The sequence below is a fragment of the Gracilibacillus kekensis genome (genome assembly GCF_900143085.1).
GTDB classification, from domain to species: Bacteria; Bacillota; Bacilli; order Bacillales; family Amphibacillaceae; genus Gracilibacillus; species Gracilibacillus kekensis.
The window spans coordinates 1-21,472 of the sequence record NZ_FRCZ01000012.1 but is presented as its reverse complement, the minus strand read 5'-3'; the positions used below and the strand labels follow the sequence as shown (position 1 = coordinate 21,472).

The window sequence follows — 21,472 nt, the reverse complement described above, 5'->3', positions numbered from 1 at the left end:
TTATGAAACCATTAATCGAAATAATCGGACTTGGAGCAGGAGACTTTAACCAATTGCCAATCGGAATTTACCGTAAATTAATGAATGATAACAGCAACTGCTTCGTCCGGACAAAAGACCATCCAGTTATTAAAGCATTAGAAGAGGAATCAATTACCATCTTCGCGTTTGATGATGTTTATGAAAAACATGATCAATTTGAATCTGTCTACCAAGAAATTTCTGACACACTAGTAGAGACAGCTAAAACTGAGGGTAACATTATATATGCTGTACCTGGACACCCGATGTTAGCAGAACAATCGGTACAATTATTATTAAGAAATCCAGAAGTTACAGTAAATATTGTAGGGGGGCAAAGTTTTTTAGACGATTTATTCTCTGCATTAAAAATTGACCCGATTGAAGGATTTCAATTTGTTGATGCGACATCATTTGAACGTCAACAATTACAATATCAACAACACCTTGTTTTTTGCCAGGTCTATGATGCTCTTATTGCCTCTGAAGTGAAATTAAGCTTATTAGAGGATCTACCTGCTGATTATCTTGTCTATATCGTTGAAGCGGTGGGAAGTGAATCAGAAATGATTAAGGAAATCCCTCTGGTAGAATTAGATCAACAAACCACATTGAGTAATTTAACAAGTGTCTACATTCCACCGATAAAAAAAGAAAGCTTAAATCATCAGTTTTTCCGTCTTAAGGAGGTTATCTCCACATTACGCGGACCAGGAGGATGCCCGTGGGATCAAAAACAGACCCATGGATCATTAAAGAAATATTTGGTGGAAGAAACCTATGAGGTATTGGAAGCTATTGATAGAGAAGACGATGATGGACTAGCAGAGGAATTAGGAGACGTTCTTTTACAAGTGATGTTACATAGTCAAATTGGAGAAGAAGCAGGATTTTTTACCATCGATGACGTAATATATAGTATTACAGAAAAAATGATTCGTCGTCACCCGCATGTCTTTGGAGATGTAGAGGTGGAGAACGAATCAGATGTTATAAAAAATTGGGAAGAAATTAAACAAGAGGAAAAAGGAAAAGACCCCAAGACATTAATGGATCAGTTAACCAGTGGGCTACCAGCACCGCTTCTTGCGGAGGAAATTCAGAAAGCAGCAGCAAAAGTAGGGTTTGATTGGCTGGAGATCGAACCGATCTGGGAAAAGGTTTATGAAGAAATAAACGAGTTTAAAGAAGCAAGTAAACGAGGAAATTCAGAAGAGCAAGAAAAAGAATTCGGAGATATACTATTTGCAATGATTAACCTGGGAAGATATTATAAAATTAACCCAGAAATTGCTTTAATGCGTACAAATCATAAATTTAAACAACGTTTTCAATTTGTGGAGCAAAAAGTTAAGCAAACAAAACGAGATTGGAAGACGTTTACGTTAGAAGAACTCGATACTTTTTGGGATGAGGCAAAGCAATTTGACAGTTAATTATTTTTAGAGGAAGGGAATTATCTATGCGACTAGATAAATTTTTGAAAGTCTCGCGTTTAATAAAACGCAGAACTTTAGCGAAGGAAATTGCAGATCAAGGAAGAATAATTGTAAATGGTAATGTTGCCAAAGCGGCTACAAACGTAGAAGTTGGTGACGAATTGAAAATTCAATTCGGTCAAAAGCTACTAACAATTACAATTGATCTTTTAAAAGAAACAGTAAAAAAAGAGGAAGCAAGTGATTTATATACCATTAAACAAGAAGAATATATCAATCAATAGATTTCTATCATCCTTGTTCTAAACTTGTCCTTTTATTCATATATTAGTGATGGATAAAAGGGAGGGAATAAGATGAATTACTATGATAAAAAAACAATGCCAGCACCGCAAATGGAACACCATGTAAAAATGACAAACCGTCGCTTGTTGGAAATAGATGGTGTAAAAGAAGTAGATAGCTTTGATAGTGAAGAATTTCTCCTGCAAACAGTTATGGGTTACCTTGTTATCCGTGGTGATAATTTACAGATGAAGAACTTGGATGTAGAAGCAGGCCATGTTTCTATTAAAGGTAAAATATACGAGCTTTCCTATTTGGACGAGCAACACGGGGAGAAAGCTAAAGGGCTGTTTAGCAAGCTTTTTAAATGACACTTAGCACACAGTTTATCACGATGATTACTATGATATTATCTGGGGTCTACCTCGGAGCCAGTTATCACACCTTTAAGCGTCTGGAACGATTATGGTTAACCAGCATAACATGGAAGTATCTGCTAGAAATATTATTTTGGCTTTTACAAGCAGTGGTACTTTATGTTATTCTTTTTTTAATCAATGAAGGTATTTTAAGGTTTTATGTATTTTTAGCAGTAATATGCGGCTATGCAATGTTTAAAAGCTTATTTGAACAGGTCTTTAGTCGCGTGATAGGTGTTGTCTTTCGAATCCTTCATGATATTTATCGCTTCATCTATCGTACGATTGAACTCTTGATTGTAAAACCTGTAGTTTTTATTATTACCGTGCTCTTCGTCTGTATTACAAGACTTTTTACTATAATAATAACTATTCTGGTCTCAATTTTAAAGGCGATTAGTTGGCCATTTAAAATGATATTTACTGCACTTGCTAAGCTAATACCTAAAAATGCGCAAAAATATCTACATCCATTTTATCGAATTTATAGTAAAATAAAAAATAAAGATTAATGCTCGTACAAGGAGGCAATGGTGAATATGTCAAAACGCAGTAAAGTATCTCGTATAAATGATGCATATATAAAGCAACATGATGCCCAAATGGAACGTCAGAAGCGTAGAAAAAAGAAGCTGCATCGTCGTTTAATGTTATTTGGGATGATTGTTGCGCTTACCATGATCAGCCTCATTACTTTTCACTTGGATCAACGAGCGGAATACCAAGGTATGAAACAAGAATACTCAGAGCTATCAACTGAGTTAACAAGTCTGCAAAAGGAAGAAAAGCAGTTAACCGAAGAAATAGAGCTATTAAATGATGAAGAGTATCTTTTGCAAATCGCAAAAACAAATTACTTCTTTACGGAAGAAGGAGAGATCGTCTTTAAATTACCGGAAGAGGATCCATCTTATTGACACCGTTTTAATTGCTTGGCTATAATATAGTAGTAGTATATTTTTTTAAAATTTTAAGGAGGAGCAATTTTTTTATGTCAATCGAAGTAGGCAGCAAGTTGCAGGGTAAGGTAACAGGTATCACTAATTTCGGAGCTTTTATTGAGTTACCTGGAGGAAAGACAGGTCTCGTTCACATTAGTGAGGTTGCCGATAATTATGTAAAAGACATTAATGAACACTTAACTGTGGGTGATGAAGTCACAGTAAAAGTTCTTAATGTAGAGGACGATGGAAAGATTGGTTTATCTATCAAGAAAGCAAAGGACAACCCACCGCCTGCCAATCGTCGTAAAAATCAAGGCAATCCAAAAAATAACCGTGATCGCGGCGAATCATTTGAACAAAAAATGAATCGCTTCTTAAAAGATTCTGAAGATCGCTTAGCTACACTTAAAAAGCAAACAGAATCTAAACGCGGAGGACGAGGGGCGAGAAAAGGCTAAACACTTGCTGTCTATGTAATTGAGAGAAGACGGATGTGACTCGTAATTATATATAAGTAAACAAAAAGCTACCGACCATCGGTAGCTTTTTTTGCTTCAACATAGAAAAACCCAGCCATCAATAGCATTTGAGTATGACAATGCGTAGGAATGTTTGAAATGTTGAATATAAGTAGGATTATGCGACATAATCTTTGAGATCTGATAACTGCGTAAAAATCGCTCCGGCTTGACCACTTCCCTTTCCGTGGGGTTTTCCCCTCAGCTAACTTTTCCAAGCACAAACCGCATGGAAAAGTGGATCTTCAGAGAAAAACCCGCGGAAAGGAAAGCAGACAAGCCGGAGCGAGTGTCACGCAGTCATAATATCTCATAATTACCACTACAATAGTGTCGTATAATCATTCTTAAGCGTCGTGATTGGTTGGATGGGTGTTTATTACGGGGGAATCATCCGTAATACCCATGCTGATAACAGTCTCACATTATTGCTTCTAATAGAAAAAGACTTGACGGTTGCCAAGTCTTTTTTTGGTATAGCGGCGGAGGGGATCGAACCCCCGACCTCACGGGTATGAACCGTACGCTCTAGCCAGCTGAGCTACACCGCCATCATATTTAATTAAATGTGTCTTCCTTTGAAAGACACAAAAAATATAATACATCAGCCAGTCTTATCTGTCAACAAGCAATTAGAAATTTCCCTATATTTAAACATGTTTTTCGCTTCAGCTTTTCACAAGGTATAACCAATATCATTATGAAATATATGGGATTGTTGATGAATGGTAAGTCACGATAACAAAAGAGAAGGTAATTTCGGGGGTGTCGGATTATTTATCTTTAGAAGAATGGAGTCGAACTTTTTAGAACGGCAACTTCCTTGTTTTGACAAAATATAAATAAGAGTTGTGATTTAATGTGAAAAGAGGAGTGATATATATGAATACATATACGGAAAATAAACCAAAATCTATTCTTTCTAGTAATGCTTCAACTTTTATGAACTTCCGAAAAAAAATTTCTCAAACCATCACCAAATTGATGTTTGAGAAAGGCTTGCTTCTTTGCATCATTGGCTTTTTATTAGGACGAGCAGTTATTTTATCTACCCTGTCCCCTTTTGTGATTGCGTTTGTCGCAGCAGTATGGTTTTTACGCAGAGACAAGCTATTGCCTCTAATTACTTTTTCATTATTAGGAGCATTCACCTATAATGTTTCACACAGCTTCTATATCTTCTTATCGATTGCTGTCTTAATGGTACTGTCCCTTTTTATTTCCCGGTCAAAAGCAATCGAAAAAATATTACCTTTATTTGTTTTTGTTGCTGCTGCTGTCCCGCGATTAAGTTTATATGCCATGACAGTGGAGTTAACTTATATTGAATGGTTGATCGCACTAGTCGAAGGTGTATTAGCAGCAGTTCTCTTACTTATCTTTATGCAAAGTATTCCACTATTATCACCAAAAAGATATAAACCTCTATTAAAAAATGAAGAAATCGTCTGTTTTATTATCTTATTGGCTTCAATCCTGACTGGATTAATAGGTGTCGAGATCTATGAGGCGCAAATGGAGCAAGTACTCGCACGATACCTTGTTTTAGTACTTTCGTTAGTTGGTGGAGCAGCTATAGGATCCACTGTTGGGGTCGTGGCTGGTTTAATACTGAGTCTAGCGAATATTGCGAATATGTATCAGATGAGCTTGTTGGCGTTTTCCGGTTTGTTAGGTGGCTTATTAAAAGAAGGAAATAAATTAGCTGTTAGTGTTGGGCTGTTGATCAGTACCTTGTTAATCAGCCTGTATGGTGATTCTGTGACTACACTAACTATAGCCTTATTGGAATCTATATTTGCCATTCTTATCTTTTTAGTAACACCAAGTAAATGGATTAAGCAAATTGCCAAATATATCCCCGGAACAGTAGAACATTCAAGAGAACAGGAACAATATTTACAAAAGGTGCGTAATGTAACTGCACATAGAGTGGAACGATTTTCCAATGTATTCAAGGCATTGTCTCGCAGTTTTCAAACAGAATCCCATCACTTACAGGAACAGGATTTAGAGGTTGATTATTATTTAAGCAACGTAACAGAAAAAACATGTCAAACCTGCTTCAAAAAAGAAACGTGTTGGGTTCAACAATTCGATAATACTTACCAACTCATGCGTGACGTAAAAGAGCAATTAGAAGTGGATGATCAGTTAAATAATATTACTAATAGACAGTTTGAAAATCATTGCATTAAATCAAAAAAAGTCATTGATACAATGCAACAAGAATTGTCGTTTTTCCAAGCAAACCAGAAATTAAAGAAACAGGTGTTAGAAAGCAGACGTTTTGTCGCTGACCAATTACAAGGTGTGTCAGAGGTTATGGAAAATTTTGCGATGGAAATTTTAAAAGAGAAAGAAAATCATGAACAACAAGAAATTGAACTTGTAGCAGCATTAAAACATGTGGGTATTGAACTGGAGAAGTTGGATATTTATAGTTTAGAAAAAGGAAACGTGGATATAGAAATGGTGATTTTATTTCAGGATTATCACGGAGAAGCAACAAAAATAATTGCACCTATCTTATCCGATATATTAGATGAAACCGTTATTGTCGTAACAGAGGATCTGTCACCACTTGCTAAAGGACACAGCTTTTTTACTTTTGGTTCTGCTCGTAAGTATGTCATTGATTCAGGTGTGGCCCATGCCGCAAAAGGTGGAGGACTTGTCTCCGGAGATTGTTATAAAGCAATGGATCTAGGAGCTGGAAAATATGCTTTAGCTATTAGTGACGGCATGGGAAATGGAGATAGAGCGCACGAAGAAAGTACAGAAACATTGAGGCTCCTGCAACAAATATTAGAATCTGGTTTACATGAACAAGTGGCGATTAAGTCGATTAATTCGATCTTAGCTCTAAGAACAAATGATGAAATTTACGCAACATTGGATTTGGCAATGATCGACCTGCATCATGCCGCTGTTCGTTTCTTGAAGGTCGGTTCTACGCCTAGTTTTATATTACGACATGATTCGGTCGAACAAATAGAAGCTAGCAATTTACCGATAGGGATTATACAAGAAGTAGAAGTAGATGTGGTTAGCTCGCAATTAAGGGATGGAGATTTCCTGGTGATGATGAGTGATGGAATTTTTGAAGGGCCAAAAGAAATTGAGAATGTTGATATGTGGTTGAAGCGAAAACTTTTGGAAATGGAAACAAGAGAACCGCAAGAAATGGCAGATCTATTATTAGAAGAGGTAATTCGTACACAAAGTGGAGAGATAGAAGATGATATGACCGTGCTCGTCGCTCAAATAAAGGAAAACCAGCCACAATGGGCACCGATTCGGTCATTTCGTCAGTTTGAAAGGGAAAATATTAGCTGAACTCAACCTTCAATAGGTATATTTCTCCCATTTATTGGCGAACCTTACTAAAAAACTGAAAGACCAATAATTAGGAGGAAAAAATACAATGAAGACAGGGACTCTTAAACAAATACTTTTAATTACTGATGGCTGTTCTAATCAGGGAGAAGATCCGGCACACATCGCAAGTTTAGTGGCAGAACAAGGGATTACCGTGAATGTTATTGGAATTTTAGAAGATCATCATTCGGAACAACCAGAAGGGTTAGAAGAAGTGGAAGAGATTGCAAGTTGTGGGCGAGGTGTAAGTCAAATTGTGTATCAGGAAACACTCTCTCAGACCGTTCAAACCGTTACCAAACAGGCAATGACCGAAACCTTGCAGGGGGTTGTAAATAAGGAGTTAACGCAAATATTAGGTAATGAAAAAACAATGGAAGAATTGCCTCCTGACCAACGCGGAGAAGTGATGGAAGTGGTGGACGAGCTAGGAGAAACATGTGATCTTGAAGTATTGGTTTTGGTAGATACGAGTGCGAGTATGACAAATAAGCTACCAACAGTTCAAGAAGCTTTAATAGATCTTTCGATTAGTATGAATGCACGTATTGGACGAAGTCGTTTTGCGGTATATCAATTTCCAGCAAGAAAGAAAGCGATTCAGCAATTGGTAGATTGGACATCGAAACTTGAATCTATCTCAAGCATTTTTGCCAAAATATCAAGTGGAGGGATTACTCCTACTGGTCCAGCTCTGAAAGAAGCGATGTATCAATTTGGAAAAAGCTCGCTACGAAGGAGATTTATCAAAGATGATTACACAAACATCGAAGAAGCCTGAAATTCATATTAAAAAAGGACAGATAATTAAAGGGAAATGGCATCGACATCGCTACCATATCGTGAAAAAACTTGGTAATGGGGCGATTGGTTCTGTCTATTTGTGTGTGAATGGTAATAAACAAGTAGCACTGAAGTTGAGTAAACAAAGTGCATCGATTAGCTCAGAGGTAAATGTGTTAAAAGCTTTTCAAGCGGTTCAAGGATATCACCTTGGACCTTCTTTAATAGATGTCGATGATTATGAAGCAACGAATGGATTTCAGTATTCCTTCTATGTGATGGAGTATATTTCGGGAGATACTTTACATGATTTTATTAGACAGAATGGGCACGAATGGCTAGTGTCTTTACTGATTGGTTTTGCAAAGGATTTACAGGTGTTGCATAAAGAAGGATATGTATTTGGAGATTTGAAGATAGAGAATCTAATTGTTTCCAGAAAGCCTGCCAAGTTAAAATGGGTAGATGTAGGTGGTACCACTCTACAAGGCAGAGCGATTAAAGAATATACAGAATTTTACGATCGAGCCTATTGGCAATGTGGTTCACGAAAAGCAGATCCAGGCTATGATTTATTCGCATTAGCAATGGTGATCGTACGAATCTACTATCCCAACGGGTTTTCAAGGGGAAACAATCCAAAAAAGACGTTACAGCTTAAAATAAATCAAGCAGTCGATGTTGATCCGCTAAGGCGCTTATTACTAATGCTTATTCATGGTTCCATTAAAGATGCGGAACAGGTAAAGGATTTTTTATTAACGTATTTTATTCATCAGAAGAACAAAAGAGACCAAAGAAGTGCTTCACATAAAAGAAGTAAGAAGCAAGATAGTGTATACCCACTATTAGAAGTGGGTAGCATTCTCACCATTGGAGGAGTTTGTTATCTTTATGTTACATTATTTATGTGATAAAAAGTTTTTTAGATCATAGTATGTTAAAATAGTGTAAAAGAAACTGGATGGGGTGGTGGTGTTTGAAAAAGTCAACCCTTGATCATACCGTGTTATCATTTATCAATAGACATCAATTATTACATAACGGTGCAACCGTATTAATTGGAGTTTCAGGTGGGGCAGACTCCCTTTTATTGTTACGATATTTACAAACGTTACAAAGCACATGGCAATTAAATTTAGTGGTACTGTCGATTGATCATGGTTTACGGGGTGTTGAGTCTGCAGATGATGTGAAATATGTGGAGAGCATATGTCGGCAATGGGGTGTTCCTTTTATTGCCAGACAAGTAGATGTAAAAAGCCGTAAGAGCGTACATAAGGAAGGGACGCAACTAGCAGCCCGTAAGTTGCGTTATCAAGTCTTTGAAGAGACGATGAAGGAAGTAAATGCAGACCTCTTAGCGTTAGCACATCATGGAGATGATCAAATCGAGACAGTACTAATGCGAATGGTTCGTCAATCTAATCCATCGTTATTACAAGGAATACCTGTAAAACGGAGCTTTGCTAATGGATCTATTATTAGACCTTTTTTATGTTTATCGAAACATGAAATCTATCAATATTGCCAGGAATATCAGATTGTTCCAAGGGAAGATCCTTCCAATCAGTCCACTACATATACGCGTAATTTTTTCAGGTTAAAGGTATTGCCGTTACTTAAACAACAAAATGACCAGATTCATCAACATATCCAAGCAATGACAGAACGTGCTGCTGAAGATCAGATCTATCTGGAATCAAAAGCAAACGATTTAATAAATAAAATGGTAAGCATGAAAGATAACGCCGTTTATTTTAACATCGAATCATTCAAAGCATACCCAATAGCTTTACAAAGACGAGCCTTTCATCTAATATTAAACTATCTTTATCAAGAGGTGCCAGTAGATCTATCCTATCAACATGAAGCAGATTTTTTTGCTTTATTGAATCAAGAAAAAAGTAATGTATCGTTAGATTTTCCAGCATCCTTAAAAGTAGCTAAAAATTATCAGGAGATTCGATTCCATTTCCTTAATAAGATACATAAGGAGTGGGAAGACTGCCAAACCATAAAAGTTCCGAGTACCGTATCATTAGCAAATGGTGCCACTTTATCAATAAATTATACCTCGAGAACTAGCCACGAAGATCATCATACGTTACATATTCCGAAAGAAAACGAGTCACTGCTGCCTTTAAATATGAGAGTACGAAAGCCAGGTGATCGGATGATGGTCAGAGGATTAAAGGGGCATAAAAAGGTGAAAGATATTTTTATTGATGAGAAAGTACCTGTATACAAAAGGGATCGCTGGCCACTGATTTTTGGTGCAGATGGAACATTGTTGTGGATCATTGGCCTAAAAAAAGCAGAAATAAAGCAAAGCAGTTCAAGTAACGAATATATTGTGCTAACATACACAGATTCAAGATAATAGGAGGCAGCATGATGCATAACGAAATTAAAGAAGTGCTCATATCAGAAGAACAAATTCAATTAAAATGCCGAGAACTCGGTGATCAACTAACAAAAGAATATGAGGGGAAATTTCCATTAGCAATTGGAGTATTAAAAGGAGCTTTGCCTTTTATGTCTGATATTTTACGCTCCATTAATACCCATTTAGAAATGGATTTTATGGATGTTTCCAGTTATGGGAATGAGATGCGCTCTTCTGGTGAAGTTAAAATCGTTAAGGATTTAGATACAAAAGTAGAAGGTCGGGACATTTTAATTATTGAAGATATCATTGATAGTGGTTTAACCCTTAGTTATTTAGTAGATCTTTTCAAGTATCGAAAAGCGAAATCGATTAAGATCGTGACCTTACTAGATAAACCAGAAGGCAGAACGGTAGATATAAAAGCAGATATTGTTGGTTTTGAAGTGCCAAATGAATTTGTTGTAGGCTATGGGTTAGATTATCAAGAGAAATATCGTAATTTGCCATATATTGGTATTTTAAAACCGGAAATATACGGTGGAGAAGAATAATTAAAAATTAAACATGTATCAGTTGTAATTAGTTGTCATAAAGTCTTTCAATATGATACTATTTACTATAGTTTTCTCGTTTCGGGAGGAGGTAGGCAATGAATCGGATTATACGTAATGTGATCCTTTATTTCTTAATATTTTTGGTGGTAATAGGGATCATATCAGTATTCTCAAGCCAAAACAACCAGGCTGAAGAATTAAAAGTTAATGAGTTTATGCAAGCTTTAGAAAATAATGAAATCAAGGAAATGGTCATGCGCCCTTCCAATGGTGTGATACGCGTTGTTGGTGAGTTAGAAGCAGATGACCAAAGTTTTGTTACCAATATCCTCAATAGTCCAGGTATTGTAGAAAGTGTGGAACAGACTGCCGAAGACCAAGGGATATTAAATGTGAAAGAAGAGGAACAACCAAGTGGATGGGTTACATTTTTAACAACAATGATTCCATTTGTTATTATATTCATTCTGTTTTTCTTCTTACTGAACCAGGCTCAAGGTGGCGGAAGCCGTGTGATGAACTTTGGTAAAAGTAAGGCGAAAATGTACAATGAAGAAAAGAAAAAGGTTCGTTTCCGTGATGTAGCAGGTGCAGATGAAGAGAAACAGGAATTAGTGGAAGTAGTAGACTTCTTAAAAGATCCTCGCAAATTCGCTGCAATTGGTGCCAAGATTCCAAAAGGGGTTTTATTAGTAGGACCTCCAGGTACTGGTAAAACTTTACTTGCAAGAGCGGTTGCGGGTGAAGCTGGGGTTCCATTCTTCTCTATAAGTGGTTCAGACTTCGTTGAAATGTTTGTAGGTGTAGGGGCATCCCGTGTACGTGATTTATTTGAAAATGCAAAGAAGAATGCACCATGTATCATCTTTATTGATGAAATTGATGCAGTTGGTCGTCAACGTGGCGCTGGTGTTGGTGGTGGACATGATGAACGTGAACAAACCTTAAACCAGTTACTGGTTGAAATGGATGGTTTCGGTGAAAATGAAGGGATTATCATTATCGCAGCGACAAACAGACCAGATATTTTAGACCCTGCCTTGTTACGTCCAGGACGTTTTGACCGTCAAATTACGGTAGATCGCCCAGACTTACGAGGACGTGAGGATGTTCTTAAAGTACATGCTCGTGATAAACCTCTGGCAGATGATGTAGAATTAAAAACAATTGCAATGCGTACTCCAGGTTTTTCGGGTGCGGATTTAGAGAACTTGCTAAATGAGGCTGCGCTTGTAGCGGCTAGGCATGATAAAGAGAAAATTGGCATGGAAGATGTCGATGAAGCGATTGATCGTGTCATTGCCGGGCCAGCTAAGAAAAGCAGGGTTATTTCTAAGAAAGAAAGAAATATTGTCGCCTATCACGAGAGTGGACATACCATTATTGGTATGGTATTAGATGATGCAGACATGGTACATAAGGTAACGATTGTACCTCGTGGGCAAGCTGGTGGTTATGCTGTCATGCTTCCGCGTGAGGATCGCTATTTTATGACAAAACCAGAATTGTTTGATAAAATCACAGGTCTATTAGGTGGACGTGTAGCAGAAGAAGTTATTTTTGGTGAGGTAAGTACAGGCGCTCACAATGATTTTCAACGTGCGACAGGAATTGCTCGTAAGATGGTAATGGAATATGGTATGAGTGAAAAAATTGGTCCATTACAATTTGGTAACAGTAACGGTCAAGTGTTCTTAGGTCGAGATATGCAGAATGAACAGAACTATAGTGATGCTATCGCCTATGAAATTGATCAGGAAGTGCAAAACTTTATCCAAATGTCTTACGACCGTGCCAAGCAGATCCTAACAGAAAATCAAGATAAGTTAGAGCTTGTTGCAAAGACATTGTTAGAAATTGAAACATTGGATGCAAAGCAAATCAAATCATTATTTGAAGAAGGTAAATTACCGGATCCGGTCGTTTCTGAACAAAATGGAGAAGAAAAAACCTCCAAAGATACAGAAGCGGATAAGGAAGTAAATGAAGATAGTGATGAGGAAAAATCATCTGATGTAAAAGTAAACATTCAATCAAAATCGGAGGATGAGCCTGGTTATTTTGATCAGGAATCGGAAAGCTATTTCGATAAAGACAAAAAAACCGACGAATCCGACGACAAAGATAAACAATAAAACCAAAGGCAGTTCCTAACAAACAGGAACTGCCTTTCTTTTATCACAAAAAGAATAACTAGCCAAAAGATATTCAAACCCATCAAAAATAAGCATCAACCCAATGCATAATAGGAAGATACTACACAATAAGTAGTGTGTATCTAATAGAAAACATGGTAATTTTGAAATGTTTGATTTACCAGGTATCCGCTGCGGCTGTCCACTTCCCTTTCCGCGGGTTTTTCTCCTCAGCTAACTTTTTAAGCAAAGTACGCTTAAAAAGTGGATCTTCGGATAAAAACATCCCGCAGGAGTGAAAGTGGACGCCTTCGCTATAAATAGATGCTACAACCAATGTGAAAGTTATCATATTGAGTTTTCTAGAAGTATTTCATTTAAATGATGATATAGAAGTCATTATTTCAACTTTTGAATCCATTGTAGAACTTTAACTAGCGTAGGCGTTCGCTTCAACTCCTATGGGACTCGTTTTCCCTGAAGATCCACTTTTCCATGCGGTTTTTGCTTGGAAAAGTTAGCTGAAGGGAAAACCCCATGGAAAGGGAAGCGAACAAGCCGTAGCGATTTTTACGCACAAATTTACTGTCAAAATGACTGCATTATTTATCGCTTAGCATTCCTTATTAGGCACAGGAAGGGAAGATGTTTGGTTTTTCTTATGATAATTAATCAATTAACTTGCGGGGAGTGTCCTGCTAAATATACAATATGAAAGTAAGTATACTAATAAAAGAAATACGTGGAGGATATTATGATTTTTGTATTAGACGTAGGAAATACAAATACGGTTTTAGGCGTTTTTCGCGACGGACAATTAACCTATCAATGGCGAATGCAAACCGATAAAAATAAAACAGAAGACGAATATGCAATGTTTATTAAGTCCTTGCTCGAACATGAAGGATTGACTTTTCAAGATATTAATGGAATCGTCATCTCATCCGTTGTGCCACCCATACTATTCGCCCTTCAACGAATGGCAGATAAATACTTTCATTGTCGTGCAATGATAATTGGTGACGAAAAAGTGAATCCCTACTTGAAAATGAAGTATCCTAATCCTAAGGAATTAGGGGCGGACCGTGTTGTTAATGCAGTAGGTGTGATTAAAGAATACGGTGCACCAAGTATTATTATTGATTTTGGAACAGCAACTACGTATTGTTATATCAATGAAAATGAAGAATATGTTAGTGGTGTTATCACCCCGGGTATTAACATATCTCTGGAAGCACTTTATCAAAATGCAGCGAAACTGCCTAAGATTGAACTAAAGAAACCGAATAAAGTCTTAGGTCAATCGACAGTAGAAGCGATGCAATCAGGGGTATACTTTGGCTATGTAGGACAAGTAGATGCTGTGGTAAATCGGATAAAACAAGAAACTGCAGGGTCACCGCAAGTAATTGCAACTGGTGGATTAGCAACATTAATTGCAAAAGATTCGTCAGTGATTGATATTGTTGACCCATATTTAACATTAAAAGGTTTATATGAAATCCATCTAAAGAACGAGCGAGATTTTGGTTAAAAGAAAGGAAGTTTAAATATGAATGATTATTTATTGAAAGCAACTGCGTACGAAGGGGAAGTGAGAGCTTACGCTATTTGTTCCACTGATACAGTAGAAGAAGCTAGAAGAAGACAGGATACATGGGCAACAGCATCTGCTGCATTGGGAAGAACGATCACCATTACGACAATGCTGGGAGCCATGCTTAAAGGTGAGAATAAATTAACCGTAAAAGTAGAAGGGAAAGGACCAATAGGAGCGATCGTAACGGATGCTAATGCAAAGGGTGAAGTACGAGGTTATGTTAGTAACCCCCACGTGGATTTTGAATCAAATGAGCAAGGGAAATTAGATGTTAAAAGAGCGGTGGGTACTGAGGGCACACTAAGTATTGTCAAAGACCTAGGGTTAAAAAATCATTTTACCGGTCAGGTTCCCATTGTTTCAGGTGAAATAAGTGAGGACTTTACTTATTATTTAGCTAATTCAGAGCAGGTGCCTTCTGCGGTGGGTGCAGGAGTATTAGTAAATCCAGATCATAGCATTTTAGCTGCAGGTGGATTTATAGTGCAAATGATGCCAGGTGCTTCAGAGGATACAATAAATAAAATCGAAGAGAGCATTGCAAGTATGCCACCAATATCTGCGATGGTTCAAGACGGAAAAACTCCTGAGGAGATATTGAATATCATTTTAGGAACGGACAATTTAAAAATACTTGAGCAATTACCAGTGACTTTCTCGTGTGGTTGTTCAAAAGAAAGGTTAGAAACAGCGATCCAAAGTTTAGGGAATGAAGAAATCGACGCAATGATCCGTGAGGACCACGGTGCAACAGCATCTTGTCATTTTTGTAATGAAAAGTATTCATTTAATATTGATGAATTAAGAGCCTTAAAGACAAAGTAGGGGGAGTAATAGTTGAGAATATCACGTCTTGTGTTATGGTCTATTATTTTACTATTACTCATTACAAACATTACAACATTCTTGATTTTTTCTGGTGACAACAGTAAAGAAGAATATAGATTAGATGAAAATACTAAAATAGATCGTAATAAACCATTAGCAGAAATAGAAAATGAGGAGATTTTGTATCAAGATTGGATGGACCAGCTGGTTAGACTATATGGTGAAAAAGTTTTAACAGACTTGATTGATCAGGAAGTTGTTTTCCAATTAGCGGAGAAAGAGGATATAGACATTCATCCCAAGATCATCGAACGTGAGCTATCGCGAATGATGATTATGCAAGGACTGCAAACACCGGAAGAAAGAGAACAACAAATAACAAAATGGACAGAGCAAATCAAATTCCGATATTTTTTACAATACTTGTTGACTGAAGATATATCAATACCAGAATCTGAAATTGAAGAGTATTATAATACCTTTCAAAATCAATACCAATTTGATGACATGATTCAGTTATCCCATATACTGGTTTCCAATCAACAGGAAGCGGAACTTGTTATTGCTAAGCTCGAAGAGGGAATGTCATTCGCCCAAGTAGCGAATGAGTATTCGTCGGATACAGAGACTGCGGGTCAAGGTGGTTATCTGGGTTATTATTCTGAAACAAGCAGTTTTATTCCGGATCAATATTATGAAGAGGCAATTTCCATAGATGAAGGTACGTATAGTGAGCCACTATCGGTAGGGAGTGGTTACGCGATAATTTTTCACCATCAACACCTATCTGCTATACAGCTTAGCTATGATGAAGCGTATCAGGAGGTAAGACAGGACATAGCATTAGATAGAATGGAAACGGACGTCGATCCATCCATTTTAAGAGAACAACTCGAGGTAGATTTAATTTACAAAGAGTAAAAACGTAGCCTATTATTTTCCAATTTATGGGTTGACAAATACATGTAGTTTCATGTACATTGTATATAAAACCAATTATATTACTTGGAATTGAGGAGGAACTGGAATGAGAGTGGCTCAAAATATTGCGGAACTGATTGGAAATACACCGATTGTGAAATTAAACCGTACAGCGGATCCAGCAGATGCAGAGATATACTTAAAGCTTGAATTTATGAACCCGGGTAGCTCAGTAAAAGATCGTATTGCATTAGCTATGGTGGAAGCGGCTGAGGACGAAGGTATTCTAAAAGACGGTGATACTATTATTGAACCTACTAGTGGTAATACGGGTATCGGTTTAGCGTTAGTAGCAGCAATTAAAGGGTATAAAGCTATTCTGGTTATGCCAGATACGATGAGTATGGAAAGACGCAATCTATTACGAGCATATGGTGCCGAGTTAGTACTTACTCCAGGTGCTGATGGAATGAAAGGTGCTATTGCAAAAGCAACTGAGTTACAGAAAGAAAACGGTTATTTCATGCCTCAACAATTTAATAATGTTGCAAACCCTGCTGTTCACGCACGTACAACAGGTAAAGAAATTGTAGAGCAAATGGGTGACCAGCTAGATGCCTTTGTTTCTGGAATCGGCACAGGTGGAACGATTACAGGTGCAGGGAAGGTGCTAAAAAGCCATTATAGTAACATAAAAATTTATGCAGTAGAACCTACAGATTCAGCTATTTTATCTGGAGGTCAACCAGGTCCTCACAAAATCCAAGGTATTGGTGCCGGATTTGTACCAGAAGTTTTAGATACAGATGTCTATGATGAAGTGATTACAGTCTCAAACGACCAGGCGTATGAAACAGCTAGAGAAGCTGCCCGTAAAGATGGAGTTTTAGGCGGTGTATCTTCAGGTGCTGCCATTTACGCGGCGCAACAAGTAGCGAAAAAACTGGGTAAAGGGAAGAAAGTACTAGCGGTACTACCAAGTAATGGTGAACGTTACTTATCGACACCGCTTTATCAATTTGATGATGAATAGAAATCAACGGCCACCTATAAAAAAAGGTGGTCGTTTTTTTAGTGGCAAATGTGCTATAATGTTTTGTTATGAATAGCATTTAATTTTTAAAAACCATAAGGACGGATATTTATGCAAAAGTGGCTACGAACGAAAGTAAAAGATTATTACTATCCAGATAAAACATTAGTGATGGGCATTCTTAATGTTACACCGGATTCTTTTTCGGATGGCGGGAAATATAACAACATTAAAAAAGCAATTATTCAAGCAAAGAAAATGGAAGCAGATGGTGCGGATATTATCGATATCGGAGGAGAATCTACGCGTCCAGGGCATAAACCAGTATCAGAGCAAGAAGAAATTGAACGTGTTATTCCTGTGATTGAGGCACTGGCAAAGGAAATTAATATTCCGATATCGATCGATACCTTTAAGGCGAAAGTCGCAAGATTATCCCTTGAGGCAGGTGCTACTATTATAAATGATATTTGGGGAGCAAAAAGAGAACCAGATATTGCAAAAGTAGCGGCCGACTTTGATGCACCTATTATCTTAATGCATAATCGTGAAAAACCTGTTTATCAATCGTTAATGGAAGACATTGTAACGGATTTACAGGAAAGTATCCAAATTGCATTAGATGCAGGGGTAAAACAAGAGCATATTATTATTGACCCGGGAATTGGCTTTGCTAAAACCTATGAAGAAAATGTAGAGACTTTGCAAAAAATGGACAAACTCAGAGCATTAGATTATCCCGTGCTGCTGGGAACTTCAAGAAAATCAATTATTGCAAAGACCTTGGATTTACCTGTAGATGAACGTGATGAAGGTACTGGTGCAACCGTATGTTTTGGCATGACAAAAGGTTGTGAAATCGTGCGAGTGCATAATGTGAAAATGCATGTTCGCATGGTAAAAATGATGGATAAGCTTTTAGGTAAGGGTTGTGAAGTTAATGGATAAGATTTACTTAAACAAAATGGCGTTTTACGGATTTCATGGGGTATTCCCTGAAGAAAAAAAGTTAGGACAGCGTTTTTTGGTCGACTTAATATTAGAAGTCGATTTGAAAAATGCGGGAGAAACCGATGATATTTATCAATCGATTGACTACGGACTTGTATACCAAGTAACAAAACAAGTGGTAGAGGGACCTTCCAAAAATTTGGTAGAGGCTGTGGCTGAAGATCTATCAGCGGAACTATTCTCCCATTTTGGCTTATTAGCAGCGTGCACCGTTAAAGTGATTAAACCAGACCCTCCAATTCCAGGTCATTATCAGTCAGTGGCTATTGAAATTCACAGGGAGAAATCATGATGAGAGCGATATATATTGCGTTAGGTTCCAATATTCAACCACGTATAAATTATTTAGATCAAGCAATTAAACAACTTTCAAATCATCCAAATGTCAACATCATAAAACAGTCTTCCATTTATGAGACAGAGCCAGTAGGGCCAATTGAACAGGAACAATTTTTAAATATGGTGATAGAAGTAGAAACCGATTTGCAGCCTCACCATTTATTAGATGTATGCCAAAAGATCGAGTCGGAACTTGGAAGAAAGCGTGAAATCAAGTGGGGTCCTAGAACGATAGACCTTGACATTTTAGTGTATAATCAAGAAAATATAGAGACGGAGCGATTAATTTTACCACACCCTAGATTGCACGAAAGAGCATTTGTATTAATTCCGTTATCAGAGCTGAATGATGGATTAAATATAGTGCATAAAGATCGTGCTGTTTCTGAATTATTAGCAAATCTACCTGTACAAGATAAAGAAGGAGTAGTCAAATGGGAACAAACAAATGGGGTAAACGCATCAAAGCCTTTCGAAAATTAAAGGGGTATACACAGATTCAATTTGCAGATGAATTAGGAGTCTCTGTTTCACATTTAGGAGATATCGAAAGAGGAAAGAGAAAACCGACACAAGAAAACCTTGAAGAAATAGCCGATTGCCTGCAAATATCGGTAGAAGAATTACAACCTAATATAAACAATGAACATAACGAGAAGAGAGATTTGGAATATTAGTTAAAAGCAAGCATTTCTAAAAGGTGTAAACATTGACATGGAAAGATTCCTTTTCTATACTATTCATGAATGTGATACTGCCAGTACGATGCTGGCAGTTTTTTGATATATAACAATAAACAATAGTGAACTTAATTATTTAATAGAGGTGAATAAAATGAGCGAAGAACTTAATGAACATATGCGAGTACGTCTTGATAAAATGCAAAATTACCGTGAACAAGGTATCGATCCGTTTGGTGATAAATTTGTTCGTACTCATCTGGCAGAAGAAGTAATAGAGAAGTATGATCAGTTTTCTAAAGATGAGCTTGAAGAAAAAGCAATCGAAACAACAGTAGCAGGTAGAATAATGACCAAAAGAGGGAAAGGTAAGGCTGGTTTTTCTCATATTCAGGACTTAAGTGGTCAAGTACAACTATATGTACGGAAAGATATGATCGGCGAAGATGCTTATGACCTTTTTAAATCAGCTGACTTAGGAGATATTGTAGGTGTAACAGGAACGGTTTTTAAAACGAATGTTGGAGAACTTTCGGTAAAAGCTAGCGAGTTTACAATGTTGACAAAGTCGCTAAGGCCATTACCAGAGAAGTTTCATGGTCTAAAGGATGTCGAGCAACGCTACCGCCAACGTTATTTGGATTTAATCACTAATATGGAAAGTAAAAATACGTTTGTTCTTCGTAGTAAAATTATTCAGTCCATGAGACGTTATTTGGATGATAGAGGTTTCCTTGAAGTAGAGACTCCAATGATGCACGGTATTGCAGGTGGGGCATCAGCGCGCCCATTTGAAACACATCATAACGCTTTAGATATACCACTATATATGCGAATAGCAATTGAATTACATTTAAAACGCTTGATCATCGGTGGTATGGAAAAAGTTTATGAAATAGGAAGAGTCTTTCGTAACGAGGGTGTATCGACAAGACATAACCCTGAGTTTACAATGATTGAACTATATGAAGCATACGCAGATTATCATGATATTATGGAACTTGTAGAAAACCTGGTAGCACACATTGCAAAAGAAGTAACAGGATCTTCAAAAGTAATGTATGGAGATTATGAAGTAGATTTAGAGCCAAAATGGACAAGACTACATATGGTAGATGCCATCAAAGAAGAAACCGGCGTGGACTTTTGGAGAGAGATGTCCGACGAAGAAGCAAAACAATTAGCCAATGAGTATGGTATAAAAATAGAAGAAACGATGAAATACGGCCATATCGTAAACGAGTTTTTTGAACAAAAAGTAGAAGAAAAATTAATTCAACCTACTTTTGTGTATGGTCATCCTGTGGAAATCTCTCCTTTAGCTAAGAAGAATAAAGAGGACGAGCGCTTTACCGATCGTTTTGAATTATTTATTGTAGGTCGCGAACATGCAAATGCGTTCTCAGAATTGAATGATCCGATTGATCAAAGAGAGAGATTTGAAGCACAAGTGAAAGAAAAAGAACAAGGTAACGATGAAGCGCATGAAATGGATGAAGATTTCTTAGAAGCGCTAGAATATGGTATGCCACCAACTGGCGGTTTAGGCATTGGAATTGATAGATTAGTGATGCTGTTAACGAATTCACCATCAATCCGAGATGTATTGCTATTTCCGCAAATGCGTAACAAATAAGCTTAAAAGCACCTTTACTAGTAATTTAGCAAGGGTGCTTTCTACTATAGATAGAGATTATGGTAGAAAGAATAAGTTTAAATTTTAAAATGTCAAAATTGTTGTTGACATGGATTTTAAAAATATGATATATTATTAATCGTCGCTGAAAACGACACACCAAAAAATATTATCTAAAAAACGACAAAATGATCGAAAACTTCTTACAGAAAAGTTGTTGACATCAATTGCTGAGGATGATATGATATAAAAGCTGTCGCAAAAGACGACGCAACATTGATCTTTGAAAACTGAACAAAACAACCAGTATGATAGAAACATGAAACAAGCCAGTTTAACAACTGTGCGCAAGACAACTTTTATTGAGAGTTTGATCTTGGCTCAGGACGAACGCTGGCGGCGTGCCTAATACATGCAAGTCGAGCGCGGGAAGCGAACAGAATCCTTCGGGAGGAAGTTCGTGGAACGAGCGGCGGACGGGTGAGTAACACGTGGGCAACCTGCCTGTAAGACTGGGATAACCCCGGGAAACCGGGGCTAATACCGGATAATA

Annotated in this window: 21 protein-coding genes, 1 tRNA gene and 1 rRNA gene; 22 read left to right on the top strand and 1 reads right to left on the bottom strand. The window is 37.3% G+C overall.

The features are described 5' to 3' along the window. Positions 1-2 precede the first annotated feature (2 nt). The 6 genes from yabN to BUC25_RS18675 all read left to right on the top strand — a co-directional run bounded on the left by yabN (position 3) and on the right by BUC25_RS18675 (position 3,566). Positions 3-1,457, top strand: a complete 1,455-nt coding sequence (gene yabN / locus BUC25_RS18700) for a bifunctional methyltransferase/pyrophosphohydrolase YabN (protein ID WP_073203381.1) — start codon at positions 3-5, stop codon at positions 1,455-1,457. Positions 1,458-1,483: 26 nt separating this feature from the next. Continuing rightward, positions 1,484-1,744, top strand: a complete 261-nt coding sequence (locus BUC25_RS18695; protein WP_073203380.1) for an RNA-binding S4 domain-containing protein — start codon at positions 1,484-1,486, stop codon at positions 1,742-1,744. 72 nt (positions 1,745-1,816) lie between these two features. Beyond that, positions 1,817-2,116, top strand: a complete 300-nt coding sequence (gene yabP, locus BUC25_RS18690) for a sporulation protein YabP (protein ID WP_058305658.1) — start codon at positions 1,817-1,819, stop codon at positions 2,114-2,116. After that, positions 2,113-2,676 carry a spore cortex biosynthesis protein YabQ gene (yabQ, locus tag BUC25_RS18685; RefSeq protein WP_073203379.1) on the top strand — a complete coding sequence of 188 codons (564 nt, stop codon included), beginning with the start codon at positions 2,113-2,115 and terminating at the stop codon, positions 2,674-2,676. The genes yabP and yabQ overlap by 4 nt, the downstream gene beginning before the upstream one ends. Positions 2,677-2,703: 27 nt before the next feature. After that, the gene (locus BUC25_RS18680; protein WP_073203378.1) at positions 2,704-3,081 is read left to right on the top strand and encodes an FtsB family cell division protein; all 378 of its coding nucleotides are present in this window, start codon (positions 2,704-2,706) and stop codon (positions 3,079-3,081) included. A 74-nt stretch (positions 3,082-3,155) separates the two neighbouring features. Continuing rightward, entirely contained in the window at positions 3,156-3,566 is a 411-nt protein-coding gene (locus BUC25_RS18675) for a S1 domain-containing RNA-binding protein (RefSeq protein ID WP_073203377.1), read from the top strand. 537 nt (positions 3,567-4,103) lie between these two features. On the opposite strand, the gene BUC25_RS18670 is transcribed toward BUC25_RS18675, so the two are convergent. After that, a tRNA-Met gene (locus BUC25_RS18670) sits at positions 4,104-4,177 on the bottom strand. A 331-nt stretch (positions 4,178-4,508) separates the two neighbouring features. On the opposite strand from BUC25_RS18670, the gene spoIIE reads away from it, so the two are divergent. The 16 genes from spoIIE to BUC25_RS18590 all read left to right on the top strand — a co-directional run. Then, complete coding sequence (spoIIE, locus tag BUC25_RS18665; RefSeq protein ID WP_073203376.1) at positions 4,509-6,965, top strand: stage II sporulation protein E; 2,457 nt, start codon at positions 4,509-4,511, stop codon at positions 6,963-6,965. 88 nt (positions 6,966-7,053) lie between these two features. Then, the gene (locus BUC25_RS18660; RefSeq protein WP_073203375.1) at positions 7,054-7,788 is read left to right on the top strand and encodes a vWA domain-containing protein; all 735 of its coding nucleotides are present in this window, start codon (positions 7,054-7,056) and stop codon (positions 7,786-7,788) included. Then, on the top strand, positions 7,760-8,704 hold the full coding sequence (locus tag BUC25_RS18655; protein WP_073203374.1) for a serine/threonine protein kinase: 945 nt from the start codon (positions 7,760-7,762) through the stop codon (positions 8,702-8,704). The genes BUC25_RS18660 and BUC25_RS18655 overlap by 29 nt, the downstream gene beginning before the upstream one ends. 65 nt (positions 8,705-8,769) lie before the next feature. Beyond that, positions 8,770-10,173 carry a tRNA lysidine(34) synthetase TilS gene (gene tilS, locus BUC25_RS18650; RefSeq protein WP_170862732.1) on the top strand — a complete coding sequence of 468 codons (1,404 nt, stop codon included), beginning with the start codon at positions 8,770-8,772 and terminating at the stop codon, positions 10,171-10,173. Positions 10,174-10,187: 14 nt separating this feature from the next. Then, complete coding sequence (gene hpt / locus BUC25_RS18645; protein ID WP_073203372.1) at positions 10,188-10,733, top strand: hypoxanthine phosphoribosyltransferase; 546 nt, start codon at positions 10,188-10,190, stop codon at positions 10,731-10,733. 98 nt (positions 10,734-10,831) lie between these two features. Further along, entirely contained in the window at positions 10,832-12,871 is a 2,040-nt protein-coding gene (ftsH, locus tag BUC25_RS18640) for an ATP-dependent zinc metalloprotease FtsH (RefSeq protein WP_073203371.1), read from the top strand. Positions 12,872-13,625: 754 nt separating this feature from the next. Further along, entirely contained in the window at positions 13,626-14,405 is a 780-nt protein-coding gene (locus BUC25_RS18635; RefSeq protein ID WP_073203370.1) for a type III pantothenate kinase, read from the top strand. Between the two features lie 18 nt (positions 14,406-14,423). Then, positions 14,424-15,296, top strand: a complete 873-nt coding sequence (gene hslO, locus BUC25_RS18630; protein WP_073203369.1) for an Hsp33 family molecular chaperone HslO — start codon at positions 14,424-14,426, stop codon at positions 15,294-15,296. A 12-nt stretch (positions 15,297-15,308) separates the two neighbouring features. Continuing rightward, the gene (locus BUC25_RS18625) at positions 15,309-16,220 is read left to right on the top strand and encodes a peptidylprolyl isomerase (protein WP_084543536.1); all 912 of its coding nucleotides are present in this window, start codon (positions 15,309-15,311) and stop codon (positions 16,218-16,220) included. 106 nt (positions 16,221-16,326) lie between these two features. Next, positions 16,327-17,253, top strand: a complete 927-nt coding sequence (gene cysK / locus BUC25_RS18620) for a cysteine synthase A (protein WP_073203368.1) — start codon at positions 16,327-16,329, stop codon at positions 17,251-17,253. Between the two features lie 111 nt (positions 17,254-17,364). After that, positions 17,365-18,201: a dihydropteroate synthase gene (gene folP, locus BUC25_RS18615; RefSeq protein ID WP_073203367.1), complete on the top strand. Its 837-nt coding sequence runs from the start codon at positions 17,365-17,367 to the stop codon at positions 18,199-18,201. Further along, positions 18,194-18,556: a dihydroneopterin aldolase gene (folB, locus tag BUC25_RS18610; protein WP_073203366.1), complete on the top strand. Its 363-nt coding sequence runs from the start codon at positions 18,194-18,196 to the stop codon at positions 18,554-18,556. Before folP ends, folB begins: the two co-directional genes overlap by 8 nt. After that, positions 18,553-19,086 (top strand): 2-amino-4-hydroxy-6-hydroxymethyldihydropteridine diphosphokinase, encoded by a 534-nt coding sequence (folK, locus tag BUC25_RS18605; protein WP_073203365.1) that lies wholly within the window; start codon positions 18,553-18,555, stop codon positions 19,084-19,086. Before folB ends, folK begins: the two co-directional genes overlap by 4 nt. Next, positions 19,038-19,280 (top strand): helix-turn-helix domain-containing protein, encoded by a 243-nt coding sequence (locus BUC25_RS18600; RefSeq protein ID WP_073203364.1) that lies wholly within the window; start codon positions 19,038-19,040, stop codon positions 19,278-19,280. The genes folK and BUC25_RS18600 overlap by 49 nt, the downstream gene beginning before the upstream one ends. A gap of 157 nt (positions 19,281-19,437) precedes the next feature. Then, positions 19,438-20,919, top strand: a complete 1,482-nt coding sequence (gene lysS, locus BUC25_RS18595) for a lysine--tRNA ligase (protein ID WP_073203363.1) — start codon at positions 19,438-19,440, stop codon at positions 20,917-20,919. Positions 20,920-21,277: 358 nt separating this feature from the next. Then, positions 21,278-21,472, top strand: a 16S ribosomal RNA gene (locus BUC25_RS18590); the annotation flags it as partial.